The organism is Pseudomonas sp. NBRC 111140 (genome assembly GCF_001320885.1).
Classification (GTDB): Bacteria; Pseudomonadota; Gammaproteobacteria; order Pseudomonadales; family Pseudomonadaceae; genus Aquipseudomonas; species Aquipseudomonas putida_P.
Map to the genome: position 1 here is coordinate 21,526 of NZ_BCBQ01000050.1, position 22,748 is coordinate 44,273.

Genomic DNA, 22,748 nt, shown 5'->3' on the forward strand with positions numbered 1-22,748 from the left:
TGTAAGGAACCTACCCATGTACAAGCACCTTGCACTTGCCGCTGCTGTTTGCGCCGTGTTCAGCCTGCAGGCTTCGGCCGCCAATACCCAGCTGACGGTCTACACCGCGCTGGAAGCCGAGCAATTGAAGAGCTACAAACAAGCCTTCGAAAAAGCCAACCCGGATATCGAGATAAAGTGGGTGCGTGATTCCACCGGCATCATCACCGCCAAGCTGCTGGCCGAGAAAGACCGCCCGCAAGCCGACGCGGTTTGGGGCCTGGCGGCGTCCAGCCTGGCGATTCTCGACCAGAACGGCATGCTTGAAGCCTATGCACCGAAAGACCTGGGCAAGATCTCCGGCAACTACCGGGACGCTGCCAACCCACCGGCTTGGGTGGGCATGGATGTGTGGGCTGCGACCATCTGCTTCAATACCATCGAGGCCGAGAAGCAGGGCCTGAGCAAACCGGTTAGCTGGCAGGACCTGACCAAGCCCGAGTACAAGGGCAAGATCGTCATGCCCAACCCGGCCTCGTCCGGCACCGGTTTCCTTGACGTGAGTGCCTGGTTGCAGACCTTCGGTGAACCGCAAGGCTGGGCCTACATGGACGCGCTGCACCAGAACATCGGCCAGTACGTTCATTCCGGCTCCAAACCGTGCAAGCTGGCAGCGGCAGGCGAGTTCCCGATCGGTATTTCGTTCGAATACCCGGCCGTGCAGCTCAAGCGCCAGGGCGCACCCCTGGACATCGTGCTGCCGAAGGAAGGCCTGGGTTGGGAGATCGAGGCGACTGCAGTGATCAAGGGCTCGCCCAAGGCGAATGCGGCCAAGCGCCTGGCTGATTTCTCGGCAAGCCCGGCGGCCATGGAGCTGTACAAGGAAAACTTCGCCGTGCTGGCCGCGTCAGGCATTGCCAAGCCGCAGACCGAGTTGCCGGCAGACTATGAGCAGCGCCTGATCAAGAACGACTTTGCCTGGGCTTCGAAAAACCGGGATGAAATCCTGACCGAATGGCGCAAGCGCTATGACGGCAAGTCGGAGAAGGTGGCCCAGCAGTAACCTGTACCGGCCTCTTTGCGGGCACGCCCGCGAAGAGGTCACCGCCGCTATCAAGCCAGGACTACTAGATACCGATGCCTACTCCAGCCCAGATCATCGATAGCACCTTTGCCCTGTACGCGCGCCATGGCAGCGACGACTACATCGGCGAAGCCATCACCCAGCTCGAGCACATGTCCCAAGCCGCGCAACTGGCCATGGCCGAAGGCTTCGACGATGAAGTGGTGCTGGCGGCGTTCTTCCACGACATCGGCCATCTGTGTGGTGGTGACGCCAGCATGGGCGGTTACGGCGTGGTCAGCCATGAACGCATCGGCGCCGAATATTTGCGCCGTTGTGGTTTTGGCGAGCGCATGGCGCGGCTGGTGCAGTATCACGTGGAGGCCAAGCGTTACCTGACTTTGCGGCAAGCGGGGTATTACCAACGGTTGAGTGAAGCGAGCAGGCGGACCCTGGAGTATCAGGGCGGCATGATGAGCGAGGCCGAGGCGGATGCGTTCGAGCGGGATCCGCTGTTCGAGGTCAGCCTGCGGATGCGGGAATGGGATGAAATGGCCAAGGAAATTGGAATGCCAGTGGTTGATCTGGAGGGATTGAAGCAGAAGGCGCTGGCACTTCTTTGAAAGATGGGCACGGTTACTCAGATCTGAGTAACCAGCGCCTCAAGCTGTTCTTGCCGTTCAGCCTGGTTCAACTTCGCCCCAGGATTGAGCGTGGACCACTGGGGGTGCGCTCGTGCTTTCACCAGTGCCTCCGGCAACTTGCCCTCGCGCCAGGCTTTCTCATCCACCTCACCCAGACGAATACTGTCCTGTGCCGCATGCCCGCGGCTCTCCAGCGCCATCATCAACTGCTGCTGACGCAAAGCCAGCAAGCGCAACACGGTATCGTCCACGGTCAGCTCGCGCTTGCCCTTGAGCTTGCCCATCAACCGTGAACCATAGTTGCGCGCCGTCTGCAGCGCGCCGCCGGCAATCGCCCCAGCCAACGCCGCCGCACCCAAGGTAAGGCCGCCGACCAGTAGATCCACCCCAGCGCCCGCTGCCGCACCCGCTGCCACACCGCTGCCCAGGCGCACGCCCAGCAACTTCAGGGTTTCGGGGTTGAACAGGTCATCGCCCCAGCGGCCATCGAGCAACGGCAGGTCGCTGGCATGGGCATCCTCGCGGCGGAATGCGTACAGCTTGAGCAAGGCTTCAACGCAACGTTGCTCACGTTGGCGTATGTCTTGACGCAGGGCTTCCATCGCCCGGGCTTCGGCCGCCGGTTCGGCTTCGACGCTGCGCCGGCAGGCGGCGCAGTCCAGCAGCAGTTCGGCAATCAGCCGCTTGCCACTGTGCCGGCGGGCCAGGCGTTGCGCTTGCTGGTCGTCGATCAGCCGCTGCAGGGCTGGGCGGGCGTCCTCCAGCAGTAGGGCAAGGCTCTCGTACAAACGGCGCTCGCCATCCTCGGGCGGGGCCACGCTGTCGAACCGCACCAACGCGTGAAGGCCAAGCCGGGCAAGGGCTTCACGCCATTGCGGCTCGCGGTGCTGGTGGCTGGCGACGAAGTTGAGCACCGGCAGCAACGGCTTGCCGCAGCTGGCGAGTACTTCCAGTTCGTCGCGGTATTTGGCCAGCACCGGCTCGCGCGCATCGATCACATACAGGCCGGCATTGCTGGCCTGCAGTTGACGCAGCACTTTGGCTTCTTGCTCGAAACGCTGGCGCGCTTCGCTGCCCTGCAGAAAACGCTCCAGGCGGGCCGGGCCGTCCAGACGCTCGCCGGGGCGCTCCAAGCGTTCGAGGTAGTCGAGCAGGGCGATGGCATCTTCCAGGCCTGGGGTGTCGTACAGCTCCAGCAAGGGTTCGCCGTCCACCGACAGCCGCGCACCCTCGACATGGCGAGTGGTGCTGGGGCGATGGGATACCTCACCAAAGCCCACGTCGCGGGTCAGGGTGCGCAGCAACGAAGTCTTGCCGACGTTGGTGTGGCCGACCACGGCCAGTTTAAGTGGCTTAGTCATGGCCATGCTCCAGCCAGGTCAAAGGCGAGGTGTCGGCGTGTGCCAGGCCAAGGCGGTCGAGGGCTTCGTGCCAGTCGCCCAGGCGCTGAGCATCCAGGGCCTGGCCGGGGGCGGCCTGGAGCAGCCAGATGCGCGTTGCGCCGGCATTGCGCGCCAGTTCTGCAAGCAACGCCAGGCTGCCGCGGTCGGGTGAGCGGCGTGGGTCGCAGGCAATGGCGAGGCGTGCCGGGGGGAAGCGGCTGAGTTGCTCGAGCAGGCGGTTGCGCGATTCACGGCTGTCGAGCACGCCGGCATCGATCACGTTTTTCGGCAGGGCGGGTGGCCAGGGGCGCTGGTCGTCCAGCTCCAGGCCGACCAGCAGGGCACCGCTGCTACCGCTTTCCAACTGGCCTGCGGCAAATTGCGGCAAGGCTTCGGGGGCGGCGTCCTGTACGCCGATTCGCTCGCTACGCGGCATCAGTGCTTCACGCAACTGCGCATAGCCGGGCAGGCTCAGGTCCAGCGCCAGGCGTTCGCGGCCCTGGCGCCAGCGCCACAGGCACAACCCGGCCAGCAGCAGGCGCGGCAGCAGGCCATACACCAACACCACGCCGAGCAGCCAACTGGCCCAAGCCTGGCGTGCCAGCTCCAGGGCAGGCTGGCTGTCGCCGCTGGCGCGAATCATGGCCTCATCGGGCACGGCGAAGCCCAGCAACGAGGGCAGGGCGCCCAGCGCCTGGGTCAGGTGAATGAACGGGTCGGCGGCAAGCAGGGTGGTTTCCCAGACAAAGCCGTAGCGCCGGGTGGCCAGCAAGGCCAGCAGCATGCCCAGGGCGGTGAGCATCGCCAGCAGCCATAGGCCATGCACCAACAGGCCGAGCAGCCAGCGGTTGAGGCGCTGGCGCTGCAGCAGCACCAGCAACGCCGGCGCCAGGTGCGCGGCCTTGGCATCGCGGGCGAAGCGTTCGCTCAACCACAGCCACAAGCGGCCCAGCCCCGCGCCATGTTCGCCGCTCAGGGCAAAACCGATGGCCCAGCCCAGCAACATCAACAGGTTCAGCCCAAGCAGGCTGCCCAAGGCCCAGAATACGTTAACCGGTCGCTGCCCGTCGCCCAGGGCGGCCAATGCCAGGCCGGCACCGCTGAGCACGGCCATCAGCAGCAAGGCCAGCAGCGCCAGGCGCGCGCCTTGCTTCCAGTGGCGCAGGGCGGCGCTCATGCCGTCGCGTTCGGCCAGAAACAGCGCCCGATTTTCGATGCGCGTCGCCAGGTCGCCGCCGAGCTGGCGAACATGGCGGTTGGCTTCCTGGTCATCCAGCAGGCCGGCGTGTTCCTCGCGCAGGCGTACCGCTTCGGTGAGCCAGCGCTTGTCCAGTGGCGTGGGTGCAGTCACAAGGTCTTCCATTGCACAGGTCAAGGCAGAAGCATAACCCACACGCCCGGTGCTATCCTCGCTGGCATGAATACATCACTCCCCCTCAGCCTGATCGCGGCTTACGCCGAGAACCGCGTGATCGGCATCGACAACTCCATGCCCTGGCATTTGCCGGGGGACTTCAGGTACTTCAAGGCCACCACCCTGGGCAAGCCGATCATCATGGGGCGCAAGACCTGGGATTCGCTGGGCCGGCCGCTGCCTGGGCGGTTGAATATCGTGGTCAGCCGCCAGGCTGGGCTTGAACTGGTGGGTGCCGAGGTGTTCGCCTCGCTTGAAGAAGCGCTGGTGCGGGCCGAACAGTGGGCGCGCGAGCAGGGCGTTGAGGAACTGATGCTGATTGGCGGGGCGCAGTTGTATGGCCAGGCGCTGGAGAAAGGGCTGGTCAGCCGCATGTACCTGACGCGGGTGGAAATGGCGCCGGAAGGGGATGCCTGGTTCCCGGAGTTCGATCAGGGGCAGTGGAAGCGGGTGTCGAGCGAGGCACAGGCTGAGGAAGGCAAGCCGGTTTATCACTTCGAGGTTTGGGACAAGGTTTGAAATTGCCGGGGGCGCGTTGCGCCCCCGGCAAACTGTCAGGTATGGCTCAGTTCGGCATGCTCATCGCCCGCCAGCACATCCTTGTCGGTCTCTTTCAACAGCTGGCTGGTCACCACGCCGGCCGTCATCGAACCATTCACGTTCAACGCCGTACGCCCCATGTCGATCAGCGGCTCCACCGAAATCAGCAATGCCACCAGTTCCACCGGCAAGCCCATGGCCGGCAGCACGATCAGCGCGGCGAAGGTGGCACCGCCGCCCACGCCGGCAACCCCTGCCGAACTCAACGTGACAATGGCCACCAAGGTGGCGATCCACAGCGGGTCGAAGGTATCGATGCCCACCGCTGGCGCCACCATCACCGCCAGCATGGCGGGATAGAGGCCGGCGCAGCCGTTCTGGCCAATGGTGGTGCCGAACGATGCGCTGAAGCTGGCGATCGACTGCGGCACACCCAGGCGGCGGGTTTGCGCTTCGATGTTCAGCGGAATGCTGGCGGCGCTGGAGCGGCTGGTAAAGGCGAAGGTCAGTACTGGCCACACCTTGCGGAAGAAGCGCAGTGGGCTCACGCCAGTGGCGGCGAGGATGATGCCGTGTACCACGAACATCAGCGCCAGGCCTAGGTACGACACCACCACGAAGCTGCCCAGCTTGAGGATGTCTTCCATGTTGGAGCTGGCCACCACCTTGGTCATCAACGCCAGCACGCCATACGGGGTCAGCTTCATCACCACCCGCACCAGGCGCATCACCCAGGCCTGCAGGGTATCGATGGCCGACAGCGCGCGTTCGCCCTTCTCGGCATCGTCCTTGATCAGTTGTAGCGCCGCCAAGCCGATGAACACGGCGAAGATCACCACGCTGATGATCGAAGTCGGCTTTGCACGCGCCAGGTCACCCACCGGGTTGCTGGGGATGAACGACAGCAGCAGTTGCGGGATGTTGAGGTCGGCGACCTTGCCGGCATAGTCGCTGTGGATAACTTGCATGCGTGCGCTTTCCTGGGCACCGGCCACCAGGCCCTCGGCGCTGAGGCCGAACAGGTTGGTCAGCACGATGCCGATCAGCGCGGCAATGGCGGTGGTCAGCAGCAGGGTGCCGATGCTCAGCACGCTGATGCGGCCCAGCGAAGAAGCATTGTGCAGGCGTGCCACGGCGCTTAGGATCGAGGCGAAGATCAGCGGCATGACGATCATCTGCAGCAGGCCGACGTAGCCGTTGCCGACCAGGTCAAGCCAGGCGATGGTGGCCTTGAGCACGGGATGGCCCGCGCCATAGATCGTGTGCAACACGAGGCCGAAGACTACGCCCAGCACCAGGCCCAGCAATACTTTCTTGGCCAGGCTCCAGTCGGTGCGGCGGGTTTGTGCCAGGCCCAGCAACAGGGCCAGGAACGCCAGCAGGTTAAGAGACAGCGGCAGGTTCATTGAAGCTCCAGCATAAAAAGCAAAGGAAGCATCGCCTCTTGTGAGCGATTGCGAACGGAAATGCTAACAGCCTGAAAACAAACGAATTTATACCCAAATGGAATGTGCATAGTCGTTTATGGAATAACGGCGTGTCGCGGATTGCAATGAACACGGCGTTTGCAGCTGTCTGGAGGTCGTTATCGAGGGTTGTCGTTAGGGATTGTTGCACTAGCGTTTCTGGGTCATTTCAGGAGATTCGTACATGAAGCGCGCCCCGAAAGCCGTGGCCCTCGGCCTGTCCCTGCTGTTCAGTATCGAAACCTTCGCCACCGAGCTCAAGCACTGGCCTGCCGAGGCCGCCAAGCAGCTCGACAGCATGATCGCCGCCAATGCCAACAAGGGTAACTACGCGGTGTTCGACATGGACAACACCAGTTACCGCTATGACCTGGAAGAAGCCTTGCTGCCGTTCATGGAAAACAAGGGCCTGCTGAGCCGCGAGAAGCTCGACCCGTCGTTGAAGCTGATGCCATTCAAGGACACCGCCGAGCACAAGGAAAGCCTGTTCAGCTACTACTACCGCCTGTGTGAAGTCGACGACATGGTCTGCTACCCGTGGGTGGCCCAGGTGTTCTCCGGTTTTACCCTGAAGGAATTGAAGGTGCAGGTGGATGAGCTGATGGCCTCCAGCAAGCCAATCCCCAGCACGTATTACGAAGGCGACCAGGTCAAGGCCATCGAGGTGCAGCCGCCCAAGGTGTTCAAGGGCCAGGCCGAGCTGTACAACAAGTTGATGGAGAACGGCATCGAGGTGTACGTGATTTCGGCGGCCTCCGAAGAGCTGGTGCGCATGGTCGCCTCGGACCCCAAGTACGGTTACAACGTGAAACCGCAGAACGTGATTGGCGTCAGCCTGCTGCTCAAGGACCGCGCCAGCGGCCAACTGACCACCGCGCGCAAGCAGATCGGCGCCGGGCACTACGATGCCAAGGCTAACGAGGGCCTGGAGCTGACGCCCTACCTGTGGACCCCGGCCACCTGGATGGCGGGCAAGCAGGCGGCGATCCTGACCTATATCGATGAATGGAAGAAACCGGTGCTGGTGGGCGGCGACACGCCGACCAGCGATGGCTACATGCAGTTTCACGGGGTGGATGTGGGCAAAGGTGGCATCCACTTGTGGATAAACCGCAAGGCCAAGTACATGGACCAACTGAACGGGATGATTGCGAAGAATGCGGCGGCGCAGGCCAAGGAAGGGTTGCCGGTGACGGCGGACAAGAACTGGGTGATCGTGACGCCGGAGCAAATTCAGTAAGGGTTAGGTTTATTTGAGCCGGCTGCGCCCTGGCAGATGTGGATCCAATGACTATGTTTGATGGCATATGGATATCATTTTTGCCAGAGGTTGCCAGTGGCTATTCGAGATCAGCAGTTCATCTACCACCTAACAAGTATCGACAATGTCCCTTCCATCGTACGAAGGGGCTTGCTTCCAAGAGCCCATCTGGATGCGGGTTTCACCGATATCGCTGATCCTGAAATTATCGAAGGCCGGCGGGGAGAGGCCCTGGAACAGTTTGTGCCATTTCACTGGTTTGCGAAAAACCCCTTCGATGGCAGAGTGCATCAGGACCGACCGGGCGAGCGTTTTGTGTTGATTGCCGTGGCCCGAAGCCACGCTCGGCAGTCCAACTGGCGGGTGATACCAAAGCATCCATTGGCCGGTGGTGCTCCTGAGTTACTGGACTATGACGCAGGGATTGGAGCGATTGACTGGGACATGATGGAGCGACGAGAGTATCGTGATCCTTTGTGCAAACACTGATCAGCAAGCGAGCGCAACGCCACGTGCCCATAGAGCCCAATGGGACGCTGGCAGATTATGTGCCGTTTTACTTCACCCCATTCTCCGTGATGATGAAGAACATCCATTCGGGGTGGGGCGTTTCTCAGCGGCGGAATGAAGAGATCGTGATTCTTGTCTCCAGCCTGTACCATGCGCAGTCGCTGGGTCTGCGGTTTATCTTCACGGACGCACATGCCTACCCGCATTGGGCCGGTTACTACAGCGACCTTACGCAGCTCGACAAAATAGATTGGGAGGTTTTGCAGCGCAGGGACTTCAAGCGTGACCCTGATGACCCCCGAAAAATCGAGCGCTATCAGGCTGAGGCCCTTATCCATGGACATGTCCCGGTCGCTGGCCTTCTGGGAATAGTCTGCTACAACGAAGCTTTGAAGCGTCGTATCGACAAGGAGGTTCAGCAACGTCAGCTGAATCTTGCCGTATATGCTCGCCCTGGGTGGTACTTCTGATGATTCGCTTTATGCAAGGTAACCTGCTGGAGGCAAAAGCCGAAGCGCTGGTTAATACAGTCAACACAGTAGGGGTGATGGGGAAAGGCATTGCGCTGATGTTCAAGGAGCGTTTTGCCGAAAACTATCGCCTGTATGCTGCTGCCTGCAAAGCGAAAGAAGTCGTTACCGGGAAGATGTTTGTTACTGAGGTGCGTGAGCTGGATGGTCCGCGCTGGATTGTGAATTTTCCCACCAAGCGGCATTGGCGCTCACCTTCGCAAATTGGCTGGATCGTCGATGGTCTCCATGATTTGCGGAACTTCATCCTCGAGAACCAAGTAGCATCGATTGCAGTCCCGCCACTTGGCGCTGGCAACGGAGGGTTGCCTTGGGCTGCTGTACGAGAACAGATTGAGAGTGTTCTAGGTGATCTGGATGCGGATATTCTCGTTTTCGAGCCTACGGCAAATTATCAGAACGTTTCCAAGCGCAGTGGTGTTGAGAATTTAACCCCGGCTCGAGCCTTGATCGCAGAGCTGGTGCGCCGCTACTGGGTGCTGGGAATGGAGTGCAGCTTGCTCGAAGTCCAGAAGCTTGCCTGGTTTCTGGAGCGATCAATCGAGCGGTTCACGCCAGGTTCCAACCCATTGGAGTTGAAGTTTGTCGCTCATAAGTATGGTCCTTACGCCAACCGGCTTGAACATCTGCTAGATAATCTGGATGGCAGCTATTTGCACTGCGGAAAGCGGATCAGCGATGCAGGCCCTCTGGACGTGATCTGGTTTGATGAGGGGCGCAAGTCATTTGTACAGGCGTATTTGAACAGTGAAGCCAAGGCCTATTTGCCGGCGTTGGAGTTCACTGCCGAATTGATTGATGGTTTCGAGTCTCCGTTTGGTATGGAGCTACTGGCCACCGTTGATTGGCTATTACATGAAGAGGGTGTTGAGCCGACGATTCGCGCAATTCGCGAACATCTGAAAAGTTGGTCTGGAGGGGCAGGTGCCGCTGCTCGAAAAAGCAAATTGTTCGATGACGAGTCACTTGGAATCGCTCTCCAAAAGCTGTCAATGTTTCAAACGGACCCCGTCACCTCGCTTCATTGACCGTCAATGAGCAATAAAAAGAACCGGCGCTCAAGGCGCCGGTTTTTATGCAGCCAGAGCTTCAGAGCCCTTCCAGCATCGCCTTGTTACGCACAGCACCCTTGTCGGCACTGGTCGCCAGCAGGGCATAGGCCTTCAGCGCGGTGGTCACCTTGCGTGGGCGTACTTCCGCAGGCTTCCAGCCCTTCTTGTCCTGTTCGACGCGGCGCTCGGCCAGTTCTTCATCGCTGACCAGCAGGTTGATCGAACGGTTGGGGATGTCGATCAACACCTTGTCGCCGTCGCGCACCAGGCCGATGGCGCCGCCAGCAGCGGCTTCCGGCGAGGCGTGGCCGATCGACAGGCCCGAGGTGCCGCCCGAGAAGCGGCCGTCGGTGAGCAGGGCGCAAGCCTTGCCCAGGCCTTTGGACTTCAGGTACGAGGTCGGGTACAGCATTTCCTGCATGCCCGGGCCGCCTTTTGGGCCTTCGTAGCGGATGATCACGATGTCGCCCGCCTTCACCTCGTCGGCGAGGATGCCGCGCACCGCGCTGTCCTGGCTCTCGAAGATCTTGGCATTGCCTTCGAATACGTGGATCGATTCGTCCACGCCAGCGGTTTTCACCACGCAGCCATCCAGGGCGATGTTGCCGTACAGCACGGCCAGGCCGCCCTCTTGCGAGTAGGCGTGCTCGAAGCTGCGGATGCAGCCGTTTTCACGGTCGTCGTCGAGGGTTTCCCAACGGGTCGACTGGCTGAACGCGGTCTGCGTCGGGATACCGGCAGGGCCGGCCTTGAAGAAGGTGTGCACGGCTTCGTCATCGGTCTGGGTGATGTCCCATTTGGCGATGGCTTCTTCCATGCTGCGGCTGTGCACGGTCGGCAGGTCGGTGTGCAGCAGGCCGCCACGGGCCAGCGAACCGAGGATGCTGAAGATGCCGCCGGCGCGGTGCACGTCTTCCATGTGGTACTTCTGGATGTTCGGCGCCACTTTGCACAGCTGCGGCACTTTGCGCGACAGGCGATCGATGTCACGCAGATCGAATTCGACTTCGCCTTCCTGGGCTGCGGCCAGCAGGTGCAGGATGGTGTTGGTCGAACCGCCCATGGCGATGTCGAGCATCATGGCGTTTTCGAACGCCTTGAAGTTGGCGATGCTGCGTGGCAGTACCGACTCGTCGTTCTCGCCGTAGTAGCGTTTGCACAGCTCGACGATGGTGCGGCCGGCGGTGAGGAACAGCTGCTCGCGGTCGGCGTGGGTGGCCAGGGTCGAGCCGTTGCCCGGCAGGGCCAGGCCCAGGGCTTCGGTCAGGCAGTTCATCGAGTTGGCGGTGAACATGCCGGAGCACGAACCGCAGGTCGGGCAGGCGCTGCGCTCGTATTCGGCGACTTTTTCATCGGAAGCCGAGGAGTCGGCAGCGATCACCATGGCATCGACCAGGTCCAGGCCGTGGCTGGCCAGCTTGGTCTTGCCGGCTTCCATCGGGCCACCGGACACGAAGATCACCGGGATGTTCAGGCGCAGGGCGGCCATCAGCATGCCAGGGGTGATCTTGTCGCAGTTGGAGATACAGACGATGGCGTCGGCGCAGTGGGCGTTGACCATGTATTCCACGGCGTCGGCAATGATCTCGCGGCTTGGCAGCGAGTACAGCATGCCGTCGTGGCCCATGGCGATGCCGTCATCGACCGCGATGGTGTTGAATTCCTTGGCCACGCCACCGGCGCGTTCGATTTCGCGGGCAACCAGCTGGCCCAGGTCCTTCAGGTGCACGTGGCCCGGGACGAACTGGGTGAACGAGTTGGCGATGGCGATGATCGGTTTCTTGAAGTCTTCGTCCTTCATCCCGGTGGCGCGCCACAGGGCACGGGCGCCGGCCATGTTGCGGCCTTGGGTGGAAGTCTTGGAACGATAATCAGGCATGAAACACTCCTGGCGGCTTAATCAGGTCACAAATAGGGGAGTGAGCTTCTCTTGTCCTTTGCGCCGCAGGCCGGTTGCCACTGGCACGGATGGGGCCGAAGACCGCGCGGGATCGCCGCGTGCTTGGCCAGAGCTCATAAACCCGCCGGGGATGACTGGCGATGAATAGGCCGATTCTACACCGCTGGCGCGGCGAGGGAATGCGCATGTGGATGGTTGGCGGGGGGATTGCGGCAGGAAAGGGCCGCTGGGCGGCCCTTTTTAGCAGATATCAGCTGTTGGGCAGCAACCGGCAGGTGATGCTCTTGATGTAGCGGGTTTCGGCGATGGCCGGGTGCACCGGGTGGTCCGGGCCCTGGCCGCCGCGTTCGAGCAGTTGCAGGTTGCGGTCCAGGTGGCGGGCGCTGGTCAGCAGGATGTTGTTCAGATCGTCCTCGGGCAAGTGCATCGAGCACGAGGCGCTGACGAGGATGCCGTCCTTGTTCAGCATGCGCATGGCCTGTTCATTCAGGCGACGGTAGGCCGCTTCGCCGTTTTTCAGGTCCTTCTTGCGCTTGATGAAGGCGGGTGGGTCGGCAATGATCACGTCGAAGCGTTCTTCGGCAGCCTTGAGCTCGCGCAGGGCTTCGAACACGTCGCCTTCGATGCAGGTCAGCTTCTCGCTGATGCCGTTGAGTGCGGCGTTACGCTCCACGCCATCCAGGGCAAACCCCGAAGCATCGACGCAGAACACTTCGCTGGCGCCGAAGGCGCCGGCCTGCACGCCCCAGCCACCGATGTAGCTGAACAGGTCGAGTACACGCTTGCCTTTCACGTACGGAGCCAGGCGCGCACGGTTCATGCGGTGGTCGTAGAACCAGCCGGTTTTCTGGCCTTCGCGCACCGGGGCTTCGAACTTGACGCCGTTCTCTTCCAGCGGCACCCAGTCCGGTACTTCGCCGTAGACGGTCTCGACGTAGCGCTGCAGGCCTTCGGCATCACGCGCGGCGGAGTCGTTCTTGAACAGGATGCCGCTGGGCTTGAGCACCTGCACCAGGGCGGCGATCACGTCGTCCTTGTGCGCTTCCATGGTAGCCGAGGCCAATTGCACCACCAGGATATCGAAGAAGCGGTCGACCACCAGGCCCGGCAGCAGGTCGGAGTCGCCATAGACCAGGCGGTAGCACGGCTGGTCGAACAGGCGCTCGCGCAGCGACAGGGCAACGTTCAGGCGGTGGACCAGCAGCGACTTGTCCAGCGGCAGCTTGATGTCGCGCGACAGCAGGCGGGCGCAGATCAGGTTGTTCGGGCTCAGCGCGACGATGCCCAGCGGCTTGCCGTTGGCGGCCTCGAGAATGGCCTGCTGACCGGCCTGAAAGCCTTGCAGTGGGGTCGCGCTGACATCGACTTCGTTGCTGTAGACCCACAGGTGGCCGGCGCGCAGGCGGCGGTCGGCATTGGCTTTGAGGCGAAGGCTGGGCAGGGACATGACGTCGCTCCGGGAAAAAAGAGCGGGAGTATAACCTGTTGGCCTTTCGATCGGTGCAGGCCTCGACAAAGGGCGGCAAGGCTGCGCCTGCCGGGTTAGAATCCCCCGTCCTAAACGAGTGTGCACGTATGTCCCAAGAACTCAGCGCCGAACAGATCCAGCAAGCCTTGCAAGGCATCACCATCCCGCCGCAACCGCAGATCATGGTCGACCTGCAGTTCGAGCAGTACATGCCTGACCCGGACCTGGAAACCATCGCCAAGCTGATTTCCCAGGACCCGGGCCTCTCTGGCGCCTTGCTCAAACTGGTCAACTCCCCGCATTTCGGCCTGTCCAACAAGATTGGCTCGATCCAGCGCGCGGTGAACCTGCTAGGGAGCCGTTCGATCATCAACCTGATCAACGCCCAGTCGATCAAGGGCGAGATGTGCGACGAAACCATCGTTACCCTCAACCGCTTCTGGGACACCGCCCAGGATGTGGCGATGACCTGCCTGACGCTGGCCAAGCGAACCGGTATCCAGGCAGCGGACGAGGCCTACACCCTTGGTTTGTTCCATGATTGTGGCGTGCCGCTGATGCTCAAGCGCTTTCCCAATTACATGGATGTGCTGGAAGAGGCATACGCCAAGGCCGACGAAGCAACGCGCGTGGTCGACACCGAAAACCGCACGTTCAACACCAACCATTCGGTGGTTGGCTATTTCACCGCCAAGTCCTGGCGTTTGCCCGAGCACCTCAGCGGGGCCATCGCCAACCACCACAACGCCCTGGCTGTGTTCCGCGACGACACCTCGCGCAATACCCAGAGCCAGCTGAAGAACCTGCTGGCGGTACTGAAGATGGCCGAGCACATTTGCGCGTCCTACCGGGTACTGGGCAACCAGGCGGTGGACCACGAATGGAATGTGGTCGGCCCACTGGTGCTCGATTACATTGGCTTGTCGGAATACGATTTCGAAAACCTCAAGCAGAACATTCGCGAGCTGGGCGGGCACTGACACATGCCGGAATTGCCAGAAGTAGAAACCACCCGGCGCGGTATCGCACCGCACCTGGAAGGCCAACGCGTCAGCCGTGTGGTGGTGCGTGACCGGCGCCTGCGCTGGCCGATTCCGGAAGACCTCGATGTGCGCCTGTCAGGGCAGCGTATCGTCAGCGTCGAACGACGCGCCAAGTACCTGTTGATCAATGCCGAGGTCGGTACGCTGATCAGCCACCTGGGCATGTCGGGCAACCTGCGTCTGGTCGAGTTGGGCTTGCCGGCGGCCAAGCATGAGCACGTCGACATCGAGCTGGAGTCGGGGCTGATGCTGCGCTACACCGACCCGCGCCGCTTTGGTGCCATGTTGTGGAGCCTGGACCCGCTCAACCACGAACTGCTGCTGCGCCTGGGGCCGGAGCCGCTGACCGACCTGTTCGACGGTGAGCGCCTGTTCCAGCTGTCCCGCGGGCGATCGATGGCGGTCAAACCGTTCATCATGGACAACGCGGTGGTGGTGGGGGTGGGCAACATCTACGCCACCGAGGCACTGTTCGCTGCGGGTATCGACCCACGTCGGGAGGCGGGCGGGATTTCCCGCGCGCGCTATTTGAAGCTGGCGATCGAGATCAAGCGGGTGCTGGCGGCGGCAATCGAGCAGGGCGGTACTACCCTGCGCGACTTTATCGGTGGCGATGGGCAGCCGGGGTACTTCCAGCAGGAATTGTTCGTCTACGGGCGGGGCGGGCAGCCGTGCAAGGTGTGCGGCACGGCGCTGCGCGAGGTGAAGCTGGGGCAACGGGCGAGCGTGTACTGCCCGCGCTGCCAGCGCTAAGCCTTACATGTAGGAGCGGCCTTGTGTCGCGATGGGGTGCGAAGCGCCCCCAAAAATTTCAGCTCTGCTGCAGAAATTGCCGGGGCCGCTGCGCGGCCCATCGCGACACAAGGCCGCTCCTACAGGGACCCGGCAGGCTTGAGGGGGCTCAGGCTTTGCCGGTAATGCGGCGATACTTGGCCATCAGCTGTTCTTCGGTTTCCGGGTGCGCTTCATCCAGTGGGATGCAGTCGACCGGGCACACCTGCTGGCACTGCGGCTCGTCGTAGTGGCCCACGCACTGGGTGCACAGGTTAGGGTCGATCACGTAGATCTCTTCGCCTTGGGAGATAGCCTCGTTCGGGCACTCGGGTTCGCAGACGTCGCAGTTGATGCAATCGTCGGTGATGATCAGGGACATGGGGACTCCGGCCGGGGCGCTTCGCCCGGGCATGTTCAACGCAATGGGCACAATTGTGCCGCATTCGCGCCCGCAGTGCACGCGGGCGCGACAATCAGGCGTCAGGCTTACTTCTTGAAGCGTTCAGTCAGCGCGTCGGCCACCACCGGGTGGACGAACTTGGTGATATCACCGCCCAGCGCCGCAATTTCCCGGACCAGGGTCGAGGAGATGAACGAATAACGTTCCGATGGCGTCAGGAACAGGCTCTCCACATCGGGGGCCAGTTGCCGGTTCATGTTCGCCAACTGGAACTCGTACTCGAAGTCGGACACCGCACGCAGGCCACGCAGGAAGACGTTGGCGCCCTGTTCCTTGGCGAAATGCGCCAACAGGGAAGAAAAGCCGATGACTTCGACATTGGGCAGGTGCTTGGTGACCTCACGGGCGAGCGCCACCCGTTGTTCCAGCGGGAACAGCGGGTTTTTCTTGGGGCTGGCCGCCACCGCGATGATGACGTGGTCGAACAAGCGCGAGGCGCGCTCGACCAGGTCGCCATGGCCTTTGGTAATGGGGTCGAAAGTACCCGGGTACAACACTCGGTTCATCGCGTCATCCTGGCTGGAGTGCGTTGGGGAGTCGGATGGTAGCGCAGCGACGGCGCCTCGGCCAAGTCATGCGGCCGGCTGATGGCACTATAGACAGCGGGCGTATTCGTTGTCATGCGCTGTGTGCCAGGCGGGCGACCAGCGCTTCGCTGAGCTTGGCGCTGATGGCATACACCGACAGCTGTGGGTTGGCACCGATGCTGGTGGGGAACAGCGAGCCGTCGTGAATCGACAGGTTTTCCAGCTGGTGATGACGGCCCAGGCTGTCGCACACCGCCTGGCGCGGGTCGCCGCCGAGGGCACAGCCTCCCATCACGTGGGCGCTGCCCAGGCGCGTGCGGAAGGGCTCCAGGCGCAGCGTATCGATCATGGCCAGGGCCTGTTCCAGGTTGGATGCGGCGCTGGCGTCGCTGTGCACGGGGGTTACCTGGATGGCGCCAGCGGCGAACTGGACTTGAGCCATGCTGCGGTAGGCCCGGCGCAAGCCGTCACGCAGGTAGTCGGTGACCGGGTAATCGAGCACGGGCGAGCCGTCCCCGCGCAGTTCCACCGCCCCACCTTGGCTTTCGGGGTGAAAGCCGTCGCGCAGCAGCGCCAGCATCACATGGGTATGCGGCAGCTCGGCCATGCGCTGGGCATTCTCGTGGCCGTACCCGCCCAGCAGGGTGCTGGCCAGGGCCGGGTGCAGCGGCGGTACTTCCAGCTTGTAGCCAACCGGGCCGTCCGCACCGCCTTGCCACTGGAAGTGGTCGCTGTAGATCGACTGCGGGGCGCCATAGTAGGGGTCGATACGCTCGCTGAAGCGTGCCGCGCTGAAGTTGACCAGGTGCAGGAAGGTGCGCTTGCCCAGGCGGCCATGCGGGTCGGGCGCGGCAGAGCGCAGCAGCAGGGCCGGGCTGTTGATGCCACCCCCGGCGAGCAGGTAATGGCGTGCCCGCACGCTGACCTGCTTGCCGGTGGGCTGTATGCCTTGGGCGTCCAGGGCCTGGCAGGTCAGGCTCTGGATGCGCGCTCCGTTGTGCGTGAAACGCTCGGCCCGGGCCAGGTACAGCAGCTCACCGCCTTGCTCGAGGGTGGCAGGAATACGGGTTACCAGCATCGACTGCTTGGCGTTTACCGGGCAGCCCATGCCGCAGTAGCCCAGGTTCCAGCAACCGCGCACATTGCGTGGGATCACCGCCCAGCGGTAGCCGAGCTGTTCGCAGCCACGGCGCAGTACGTCATTATTGGCATTTGGCGGCAAAGCCCAGGGCGTTATGCCCAGCTCCTGCTCCATGCGCTCGAACCAGGGGCGCAGGTCCTCCTCGCCCAAGCCGCTCACGCCGTGGGCCGAAGCCCAATGCGTCAGGGTTTGCGGCGGGGTACGAAAGCTCGAGGTCCAGTTCACCAGTGTGGTACCGCCCACGGCGCGGCCCTGCAGGATGGTAATGGCGCCATCCTTGCTCATGCGCCCCAGGCCTTCCTGGTACAGGCTGGCGTAGGCTTCGCTCTCCAGCAGGTGGAAATCGCTGCTGGTCTTCAGCGGGCCTTCTTCGATCAGCAGTACCTTGAAACCGGCAGCACTGAGCATCTGCGCGCTGGTGGCACCACCGGCGCCACTGCCGATCACGGCAATGTCGGCCTCCAGGCTCAGGTCGTGCTCCAGGCGTGAGGCGTCGTGGGTGATCCAGCCGCGTTCGAGGCCTTGGCGAAACGGGTCGGGTACAGGCATTGGCGATGCTCTTGTTGTTTTCAGATTTTCGGTGGCCCTGGGTAACCGCAGGCGGCCCAGGATTCGGGGCGTTCGTACCAGGCCATCTGCAGCAGTTGCAGCAACGAGGCGTGCCCCATGCGCAGCAGGTTCAGCGAGCTGTCCTGCCAGCGCTGCAGGAAGCCTGTGACCTGCCGGGGGTCAGCTTGCCCCCAACTGCCCCAGATACCGGTCAGCGGGCCGCGAGTCAGCGGCAGGCTGAGTACGTCGAACAATTGCCGGGTCAGCTTGAGCATTTCCGGCGACAGCGCCGCCAGCTTGTGGTCGAGGCTACGCAACACCAGCGTCTCGGTGGCTTGCGCACCGGCCAGTACCACAGGGATCAGCGCACGCAGCAGTGGCAGGTCATCGTCGCGCAGGGCTTGATAGCCGGTCGCGGCTGTTTGCGCGCTACAGCCAATCAGGCTGGCGCTTGCCAGAAAGGCGCTGGCGCCAAGGCTCAAGCGCAGCAGGTCGCGGCGTTGCATAGGCTGGCCCTCAGCGGATGAAAAGCTTGTAGACCAGGCGCTGCAAGGCTTTGCCATAAGGCGGGTAGATCAGCCGGGCGGCGTTGAGGCGTTGTTTGGCCAGTACCGCCTTGGCTTTGCTGAAGGTCAGGAAGCCTTCATGGCCGTGGTAATGGCCCATGCCTGAAGGGCCGATGCCGCCGAATGGCAGGTCGTCCTGCGCCACGTGCAACAAGGTGTCGTTCAGGCATACACCACCGGAATGGCTGTACTGCAGGACATGCTGCTGTTCGCTGCGATCGTAGCCGAAGTAGTACAGCGCCAGTGGTCGCGGGCGCTGGTTGATGTAGGCGAGCGCGTCATCGAGGGTGGAATAAGGCACCAGCGGCAGCAGCGGGCCGAAGATTTCATCCTGCATCACCTGCATGCTGTCGTTCACCTTGGTCAGCAGGTGTGGCGGCAGGCGTCGGCCTTGGCGCGGTTCGTCGGGGTACAGGTCCACCACCTGCGCCCCCTTGCTGCGAGCATCATCCAGCAGATGCTCCAGGCGCTGGAGCTGCCGTGGGTTGATGATGGCGCTGTAGTCTGGGTTGTCGGCGATGCGTGGGTACATGCGCCTTACGACGTTGCGGTAGGCATCGACGAAATCGTTCAGACGCTCGCGTGGCACCAGCACGTAGTCGGGGGCGACGCAGGTCTGGCCGGCGTTGAGCGTCTTGCCGAAGGCAATGCGCTCGGCGGCAACCTCCAGCGGTACATTGGCCGAAACGATGGCGGGAGACTTGCCGCCCAGTTCCAGGGTCACCGGCGTCAAGTTTTGTGCGGCAGCCAGCATGACCTGGCGGCCGATGCTGGTGGCGCCGGTGAACAGCAGGTGATCGAAGGGCAGGCGAGCGAACGCCTGGCCCACTTCGACTTCGCCAAGGACCACGCTGACCAGGTCCTCGGGGAATACCCGTTGCAGCAGTGCTTTAAGGGCCAGGCCAGTGGCCGGGGTCGCTTCGCTAAGCTTGAGCATGACCCGGTTGCCGGCGGCAAGGGCGCAGGTCAGCGGGCCGATGGCGAGGAACAACGGGTAGTTCCACGGCACGATGATGCCAACCACGCCCAAGGGCTGGTAGAGCACCCGCGCGCTGGCCGGTTGGAACGCCAGGCCCACAGCCCGCTTGGCCGGGCGCATCCAGCGCCGCAGGTGGCGTTCGGCGTGGCGGATGCCTTGCACCGACGGTAGTAACTCGGCCAGCAAGGTCTCATCGGCACTGCGCCCGCCGAAGTCGGCATCGATCGCCTTGATCAACTGCTGTTGGTCTACAAGCAGCGCTTCGCAGAGGCTTTTCAGCCACTGCCGCCGCTGCGCCGCAGGGGGCATGGGGTTGCCGGCAAAGGCCTTGCGCTGGGCGGCGAACGTGGCGTCGAGGGTGGTGTCGGAATACACAGCAGGCAAGGCAATGGGCGAGGTCAAGGCGGTCTCCCGGCTGAGCTTGAAATCTCTAGAGCCTATACTCTAATTCGTACCATGGTGCGACTATTTTCACAGCACAGAACGGTGCACCCGTGAGGTGAATCGCCGTAAGATGGCCCTTTATTGAAAGCCCGCGAACTGGAAGCTGAGCATGGCCCCGCGCATGAAGACCCGAGAGCGCATCGTGCAGAACAGCCTGGAGCTGTTCAACCTGCAGGGCGAACGCAGCGTCAGTACCAACCACATCGCCGCGCACATGGAAATCTCGCCCGGCAACCTGTATTACCACTTCCCCAACAAGCAGGCGATCATTGCCCTGTTGTTCAGCCAGTACGAAGCGCTGGTGGACAGCTTCCTGCGCCCGCCGCAAGGGCGCGCGGCCACCGTGGAGGACAAGCGCTTCTACCTCAAGGCCTTGCTGGCGGCGATGTGGAACTACCGCTTCCTGCACCGAGACCTTGAGCACCTGCTGGACAGCGATGCCGAACTGGCCGCCCGTTATCGGCGTTTTTCCGAGCGTTGCCTGCGCCAGGGCCAGGCGATCTACCGCGGTTTCGTCGAGGCGGGCATCCTGGCCATGGCGCCGGCGCAGATCGAATCGCTGACCATCAACGCCTGGATCGTGCTGACATCGTGGGTCCGTTTTCTCAGCACCACGCGTGAACATTCCGCGCACCTGGGTGAAGAAGCCTTCAAGCGCGGCGTTTATCAGGTGCTGGTGCTGGAACTCGGCTTTGTCACTGACAGCGCCCGCACTGCCGTGGACGCGCTGTGCCAGGAATTCCATGTACCGTTCAACCAGGCCCTGGAGCATTAGCCCAGGGCACGAGTGCCATCGATCAGGAGATTGTCATGCCCCTTGCGCAATTGATCACCCCGCAGCAGTTGGCCGAGCGTCTGGACTCGCCCAAGTTGGTGATCCTCGACTGCCGCTTTGCCCTCGAAGATGTGGACTATGGCCAACGCAGCTATGCCCAGGGGCATATTGCCGGGGCGCATTTTGCCGACCTGGACCGCGACCTCAGCGGGCCGGTGAGCAAAGGGCGTACCGGGCGCCACCCCTTGCCCGATGCGCAGCGGCTGGTCGCGCGCCTGCGTGAGTGGGGGCTGGACAATGACAGCGAGGTGGTGCTGTACGACGACGGCCCTGGCGCTTTTGCTGCCCGTGCGTGGTGGCTGCTGGCCTGGCTGGGCAAGCGCAGTGGTGTGGCGATCCTCGACGGTGGCTTGAAGGCCTGGCATGCGGCGCACCTGCCGCTGAGCCTGGACCCTGCGCCCAAGCGTGAAGGCACCTTCAGTGGTGAACCTGACGCGAAACTGTTGATCGATGCCGAGCACCTGGGCAAGCGCCTGGGCAGTACCGACCTGACCTTGATCGATGCGCGTGCGTTACCGCGTTTTCGCGGCGAGGTGGAACCGATCGACCCGGTGGCAGGGCATATTCCCGGGGCCCTGTGCGCAGCGTTTACCGACAACCTGGGGGCTGATGGGCGCTTTTTGCCGGCGGACCAGCTCAAGCAGCGCTTTGCCGAAAAGCTCGCTGGGCGGGCACCGGAGCAGTTGGTGTCTTACTGCGGGTCTGGGGTAACGGCTTGCCATAACCTGTTTGCGATGGCATTGGCGGGGTACCCGCTGGGCAAGCTGTACGCCGGGTCGTGGAGCGAGTGGATCAATGATCCTAAGCATGGTGTAGCCACCGGCGAGTAAGCGCTCAACGCTTTATTGGCCGTCCACCAACCATTGCGGAATCCGCCGCTCCAGGTAGTACCCCGGATTTCGCAGGCTGCCATCGACAAAGCCCACATGGCCACCGCGGCTGTGCAGTTCGAAGCGGCTCTGTGGTGCCAGTTCACGGGCGGTTGGCAGGCTATGGCCGGACACGAATGGGTCGTCGCTTGAATGGATGATCAGCGTTGGCGTGCGGTTCTGGCCAAGGAAATAATGACTCGATGAGCGGCGATAGTAGTCATGCGCGTCGCGAAAGCCGTTGAGCGGTGCCGTGACTTTGCCGTCGAAGTCCCAGAATGTGCGCAAGTGGGTCAGTTGGCCCAGGCGTTCCAGTGCCGCCAGTCGCTCATGCTGGCCCTGGTCGTGGAAGTGCCGCTGCTTGAGCTGAACATAGGCCCGCATCTCGCGCATGAAATGCGCCTGATACACCTTGGAGAACCCCTGGCCGATACGGTCGGCGCAGTGGTCCAGGCGAAATGGCACCGACACTGCAACCGCGGCTTCCAGTTGGCTGGCAACGCCGCTCTCGCCCAGGTATTTCAACAGCACGTTGCCACCCAGCGAGTAACCCACCGCATACAGCGGTGCCAACGGGCGTTGGGCGCGCAGGTGGCTGATGATTTCCGCCAGGTCTTCGCTGGCGCCGGAATGGTAGCTGCGCGGCAACAGGTTGGGCTCGCCTGAGCAACCACGCCAGTTCACCGCCACGCTGGCCCAGCCGCGACCTTGCAACGCTTGCTGCAAGCCTTTCACGTAAGGCGAGTGAGACGAGCCGGTCAACCCATGCAGCACGAGCACCAGTGGCGCATGGGGCTGGTGCGGGCCGTGCCAGTCCAGGTCGATGAAGTCGCCGTCGGCCAGCCACAGCCGCTCGCGGTTGCGCTGTAGTTCAGGCAGCTTGCGCCACAGTGGCCCCCACAGCGTTTGCAGGTGGGGATTGGACAGGCCGATGGCCGGACGGAAGGTGGCGCTGAGGCTGGGCATGCTGGGCGACTCGTGATGTGCCTGCCTAGAGTGCCATGAAACAGCGCCACAGTACCTGCGCTATTGGTCGAGATCTGGCAGAGGCTGCTGGTCGGCCGATGGGCCGACACTGACCAGTACCTTTTCGGCCAGGTGCAGCCTGCGCCGCATGACGGCGCAGACATCGGCCGGTGTCAGCGCGCGGAGACGTTCGACGTAGGTGTCGAGATGATCGGCGGGCTGGCGCTGATCGGTTATGACGGTCAGCAAGGCTGCCATGCTCTCGTTCTGCGCCACAGCGCGCAATAACTGCCCTGCCAACTTTATCCGTGCCAGTTGCAGCTCGGCCTGGGTTGGCCCTTGCTCGATGAAGTCGCTTAGCACGGCTTCAACCAGACGAGCAGAAC

General features: G+C 62.7%; 21 protein-coding genes and 2 pseudogenes. 11 read left to right on the forward strand and 12 right to left on the reverse strand.

Annotated features, from left to right (window positions below; translation table 11 throughout):
* The first annotated feature begins 16 nt into the window (after window positions 1-16).
* Both APH42_RS16790 and APH42_RS16795 read left to right on the forward strand, forming a co-directional pair.
* Window positions 17-1,042, forward strand: coding sequence for a putative 2-aminoethylphosphonate ABC transporter substrate-binding protein (locus APH42_RS16790; RefSeq protein WP_060493818.1), 1,026 nt, complete (start codon window positions 17-19; stop codon window positions 1,040-1,042).
* 74 nt (window positions 1,043-1,116) lie between these two features.
* Entirely contained in the window at window positions 1,117-1,665 is a 549-nt protein-coding gene (locus tag APH42_RS16795; RefSeq protein WP_012274683.1) for a phosphonate degradation HD-domain oxygenase, read from the forward strand.
* A 17-nt stretch (window positions 1,666-1,682) separates the two neighbouring features.
* On the opposite strand, the gene APH42_RS16800 is transcribed toward APH42_RS16795, so the two are convergent.
* Both APH42_RS16800 and APH42_RS16805 read right to left on the reverse strand, forming a co-directional pair.
* Window positions 1,683-3,047 (reverse strand): GTPase/DUF3482 domain-containing protein, encoded by a 1,365-nt coding sequence (locus APH42_RS16800; RefSeq protein ID WP_060493819.1) that lies wholly within the window; start codon window positions 3,045-3,047, stop codon window positions 1,683-1,685.
* Window positions 3,040-4,431 (reverse strand): DUF2868 domain-containing protein, encoded by a 1,392-nt coding sequence (locus tag APH42_RS16805; RefSeq protein WP_082421412.1) that lies wholly within the window; start codon window positions 4,429-4,431, stop codon window positions 3,040-3,042. The genes APH42_RS16800 and APH42_RS16805 overlap by 8 nt, the downstream gene beginning before the upstream one ends.
* 54 nt (window positions 4,432-4,485) lie before the next feature.
* On the opposite strand from APH42_RS16805, the gene APH42_RS16810 reads away from it, so the two are divergent.
* The gene (locus APH42_RS16810; RefSeq protein WP_060493820.1) at window positions 4,486-5,001 is read left to right on the forward strand and encodes a dihydrofolate reductase; all 516 of its coding nucleotides are present in this window, start codon (window positions 4,486-4,488) and stop codon (window positions 4,999-5,001) included.
* A gap of 35 nt (window positions 5,002-5,036) precedes the next feature.
* Here the strand turns inward: APH42_RS16810 and APH42_RS16815 are convergent, their stop codons facing one another.
* Complete coding sequence (locus APH42_RS16815; RefSeq protein WP_060493821.1) at window positions 5,037-6,428, reverse strand: L-cystine transporter; 1,392 nt, start codon at window positions 6,426-6,428, stop codon at window positions 5,037-5,039.
* A gap of 244 nt (window positions 6,429-6,672) precedes the next feature.
* Between APH42_RS16815 and APH42_RS16820 the strand changes: the two genes are divergently transcribed.
* The 4 genes and pseudogenes from APH42_RS16820 to APH42_RS16835 all read left to right on the forward strand — a co-directional run bounded on the left by APH42_RS16820 (window position 6,673) and on the right by APH42_RS16835 (window position 9,817).
* Entirely contained in the window at window positions 6,673-7,728 is a 1,056-nt protein-coding gene (locus tag APH42_RS16820) for a phosphorylcholine phosphatase (protein WP_060493822.1), read from the forward strand.
* 60 nt (window positions 7,729-7,788) lie between these two features.
* On the forward strand, window positions 7,789-8,238 hold the full coding sequence (locus APH42_RS29270) for a DarT ssDNA thymidine ADP-ribosyltransferase family protein (RefSeq protein ID WP_256217835.1): 450 nt from the start codon (window positions 7,789-7,791) through the stop codon (window positions 8,236-8,238).
* A pseudogene (locus APH42_RS16830) lies at window positions 8,235-8,729 on the forward strand (DUF4433 domain-containing protein); the annotation flags it as partial. The gene APH42_RS29270 and the pseudogene APH42_RS16830, both read left to right, overlap by 4 nt.
* Window positions 8,729-9,817 carry a macro domain-containing protein gene (locus APH42_RS16835; RefSeq protein WP_060493824.1) on the forward strand — a complete coding sequence of 363 codons (1,089 nt, stop codon included), beginning with the start codon at window positions 8,729-8,731 and terminating at the stop codon, window positions 9,815-9,817. The pseudogene APH42_RS16830 and the gene APH42_RS16835, both read left to right, overlap by 1 nt.
* Window positions 9,818-9,878: 61 nt before the next feature.
* Here the strand turns inward: APH42_RS16835 and ilvD are convergent, their stop codons facing one another.
* Both ilvD and APH42_RS16845 read right to left on the reverse strand, forming a co-directional pair.
* Window positions 9,879-11,720, reverse strand: a complete 1,842-nt coding sequence (gene ilvD, locus APH42_RS16840) for a dihydroxy-acid dehydratase (protein WP_012274676.1) — start codon at window positions 11,718-11,720, stop codon at window positions 9,879-9,881.
* Window positions 11,721-11,991: 271 nt separating this feature from the next.
* Window positions 11,992-13,188: a class I SAM-dependent rRNA methyltransferase gene (locus tag APH42_RS16845; protein ID WP_012274675.1), complete on the reverse strand. Its 1,197-nt coding sequence runs from the start codon at window positions 13,186-13,188 to the stop codon at window positions 11,992-11,994.
* A 182-nt stretch (window positions 13,189-13,370) separates the two neighbouring features.
* Here APH42_RS16845 and APH42_RS16850 point away from each other — a divergent pair, with 182 nt between their 5' ends.
* Both APH42_RS16850 and mutM read left to right on the forward strand, forming a co-directional pair.
* Window positions 13,371-14,189 carry an HDOD domain-containing protein gene (locus APH42_RS16850; RefSeq protein ID WP_171577246.1) on the forward strand — a complete coding sequence of 273 codons (819 nt, stop codon included), beginning with the start codon at window positions 13,371-13,373 and terminating at the stop codon, window positions 14,187-14,189.
* Between the two features lie 3 nt (window positions 14,190-14,192).
* The gene (gene mutM / locus APH42_RS16855; protein WP_012274673.1) at window positions 14,193-15,005 is read left to right on the forward strand and encodes a bifunctional DNA-formamidopyrimidine glycosylase/DNA-(apurinic or apyrimidinic site) lyase; all 813 of its coding nucleotides are present in this window, start codon (window positions 14,193-14,195) and stop codon (window positions 15,003-15,005) included.
* A 148-nt stretch (window positions 15,006-15,153) separates the two neighbouring features.
* Here mutM and APH42_RS16860 read toward each other — a convergent pair whose 3' ends face one another.
* The 5 genes from APH42_RS16860 to APH42_RS16880 all read right to left on the reverse strand — a co-directional run bounded on the left by APH42_RS16860 (window position 15,154) and on the right by APH42_RS16880 (window position 19,650).
* Window positions 15,154-15,405 (reverse strand): YfhL family 4Fe-4S dicluster ferredoxin, encoded by a 252-nt coding sequence (locus tag APH42_RS16860; protein ID WP_009683359.1) that lies wholly within the window; start codon window positions 15,403-15,405, stop codon window positions 15,154-15,156.
* 107 nt (window positions 15,406-15,512) lie between these two features.
* Window positions 15,513-15,992 (reverse strand): pantetheine-phosphate adenylyltransferase, encoded by a 480-nt coding sequence (gene coaD, locus APH42_RS16865; RefSeq protein WP_012274672.1) that lies wholly within the window; start codon window positions 15,990-15,992, stop codon window positions 15,513-15,515.
* A 112-nt stretch (window positions 15,993-16,104) separates the two neighbouring features.
* Window positions 16,105-17,703, reverse strand: coding sequence for a GMC family oxidoreductase (locus APH42_RS16870; RefSeq protein ID WP_060493825.1), 1,599 nt, complete (start codon window positions 17,701-17,703; stop codon window positions 16,105-16,107).
* 20 nt (window positions 17,704-17,723) lie between these two features.
* Entirely contained in the window at window positions 17,724-18,209 is a 486-nt protein-coding gene (locus APH42_RS16875) for a hypothetical protein (protein WP_060493826.1), read from the reverse strand.
* A 10-nt stretch (window positions 18,210-18,219) separates the two neighbouring features.
* Window positions 18,220-19,650: a coniferyl aldehyde dehydrogenase gene (locus APH42_RS16880; protein WP_060493827.1), complete on the reverse strand. Its 1,431-nt coding sequence runs from the start codon at window positions 19,648-19,650 to the stop codon at window positions 18,220-18,222.
* A 151-nt stretch (window positions 19,651-19,801) separates the two neighbouring features.
* Here APH42_RS16880 and APH42_RS16885 point away from each other — a divergent pair, with 151 nt between their 5' ends.
* Entirely contained in the window at window positions 19,802-20,467 is a 666-nt protein-coding gene (locus APH42_RS16885) for a TetR/AcrR family transcriptional regulator (RefSeq protein ID WP_060493828.1), read from the forward strand.
* A gap of 35 nt (window positions 20,468-20,502) precedes the next feature.
* On the forward strand, window positions 20,503-21,357 hold the full coding sequence (locus tag APH42_RS16890) for a sulfurtransferase (RefSeq protein ID WP_012274667.1): 855 nt from the start codon (window positions 20,503-20,505) through the stop codon (window positions 21,355-21,357).
* A 12-nt stretch (window positions 21,358-21,369) separates the two neighbouring features.
* On the opposite strand, the gene APH42_RS16895 is transcribed toward APH42_RS16890, so the two are convergent.
* Window positions 21,370-22,362, reverse strand: coding sequence for a hydrolase (locus APH42_RS16895; RefSeq protein WP_012274666.1), 993 nt, complete (start codon window positions 22,360-22,362; stop codon window positions 21,370-21,372).
* A gap of 60 nt (window positions 22,363-22,422) precedes the next feature.
* Window positions 22,423-22,748, reverse strand: a pseudogene (locus APH42_RS30170) (insulinase family protein); the annotation flags it as partial.

Bases quoted from the DNA above. Each gene is read 5' to 3' on its own strand.
- APH42_RS16790 (WP_060493818.1), top strand. From the start codon at position 17: ATGTACAAGCACCTTGCACTTGCCGCTGCTGTTTGCGCCGTGTTCAGC.
- APH42_RS16795 (WP_012274683.1), top strand. From the start codon at position 1,117: ATGCCTACTCCAGCCCAGATCATCGATAGCACCTTTGCCCTGTACGCG.
- APH42_RS16800 (WP_060493819.1), bottom strand. From the start codon at position 3,047: ATGACTAAGCCACTTAAACTGGCCGTGGTCGGCCACACCAACGTCGGC.
- APH42_RS16805 (WP_082421412.1), bottom strand. From the start codon at position 4,431: ATGGAAGACCTTGTGACTGCACCCACGCCACTGGACAAGCGCTGGCTC.
- APH42_RS16810 (WP_060493820.1), top strand. From the start codon at position 4,486: ATGAATACATCACTCCCCCTCAGCCTGATCGCGGCTTACGCCGAGAAC.
- APH42_RS16815 (WP_060493821.1), bottom strand. From the start codon at position 6,428: ATGAACCTGCCGCTGTCTCTTAACCTGCTGGCGTTCCTGGCCCTGTTG.
- APH42_RS16820 (WP_060493822.1), top strand. From the start codon at position 6,673: ATGAAGCGCGCCCCGAAAGCCGTGGCCCTCGGCCTGTCCCTGCTGTTC.
- APH42_RS29270 (WP_256217835.1), top strand. From the start codon at position 7,789: ATGGCATATGGATATCATTTTTGCCAGAGGTTGCCAGTGGCTATTCGA.
- APH42_RS16835 (WP_060493824.1), top strand. From the start codon at position 8,729: ATGATTCGCTTTATGCAAGGTAACCTGCTGGAGGCAAAAGCCGAAGCG.
- ilvD (WP_012274676.1), bottom strand. From the start codon at position 11,720: ATGCCTGATTATCGTTCCAAGACTTCCACCCAAGGCCGCAACATGGCC.
- APH42_RS16845 (WP_012274675.1), bottom strand. From the start codon at position 13,188: ATGTCCCTGCCCAGCCTTCGCCTCAAAGCCAATGCCGACCGCCGCCTG.
- mutM (WP_012274673.1), top strand. From the start codon at position 14,193: ATGCCGGAATTGCCAGAAGTAGAAACCACCCGGCGCGGTATCGCACCG.
- APH42_RS16860 (WP_009683359.1), bottom strand. From the start codon at position 15,405: ATGTCCCTGATCATCACCGACGATTGCATCAACTGCGACGTCTGCGAA.
- coaD (WP_012274672.1), bottom strand. From the start codon at position 15,992: ATGAACCGAGTGTTGTACCCGGGTACTTTCGACCCCATTACCAAAGGC.
- APH42_RS16870 (WP_060493825.1), bottom strand. From the start codon at position 17,703: ATGCCTGTACCCGACCCGTTTCGCCAAGGCCTCGAACGCGGCTGGATC.
- APH42_RS16875 (WP_060493826.1), bottom strand. From the start codon at position 18,209: ATGCAACGCCGCGACCTGCTGCGCTTGAGCCTTGGCGCCAGCGCCTTT.
- APH42_RS16885 (WP_060493828.1), top strand. From the start codon at position 19,802: ATGGCCCCGCGCATGAAGACCCGAGAGCGCATCGTGCAGAACAGCCTG.
- APH42_RS16890 (WP_012274667.1), top strand. From the start codon at position 20,503: ATGCCCCTTGCGCAATTGATCACCCCGCAGCAGTTGGCCGAGCGTCTG.
- APH42_RS16895 (WP_012274666.1), bottom strand. From the start codon at position 22,362: ATGCCCAGCCTCAGCGCCACCTTCCGTCCGGCCATCGGCCTGTCCAAT.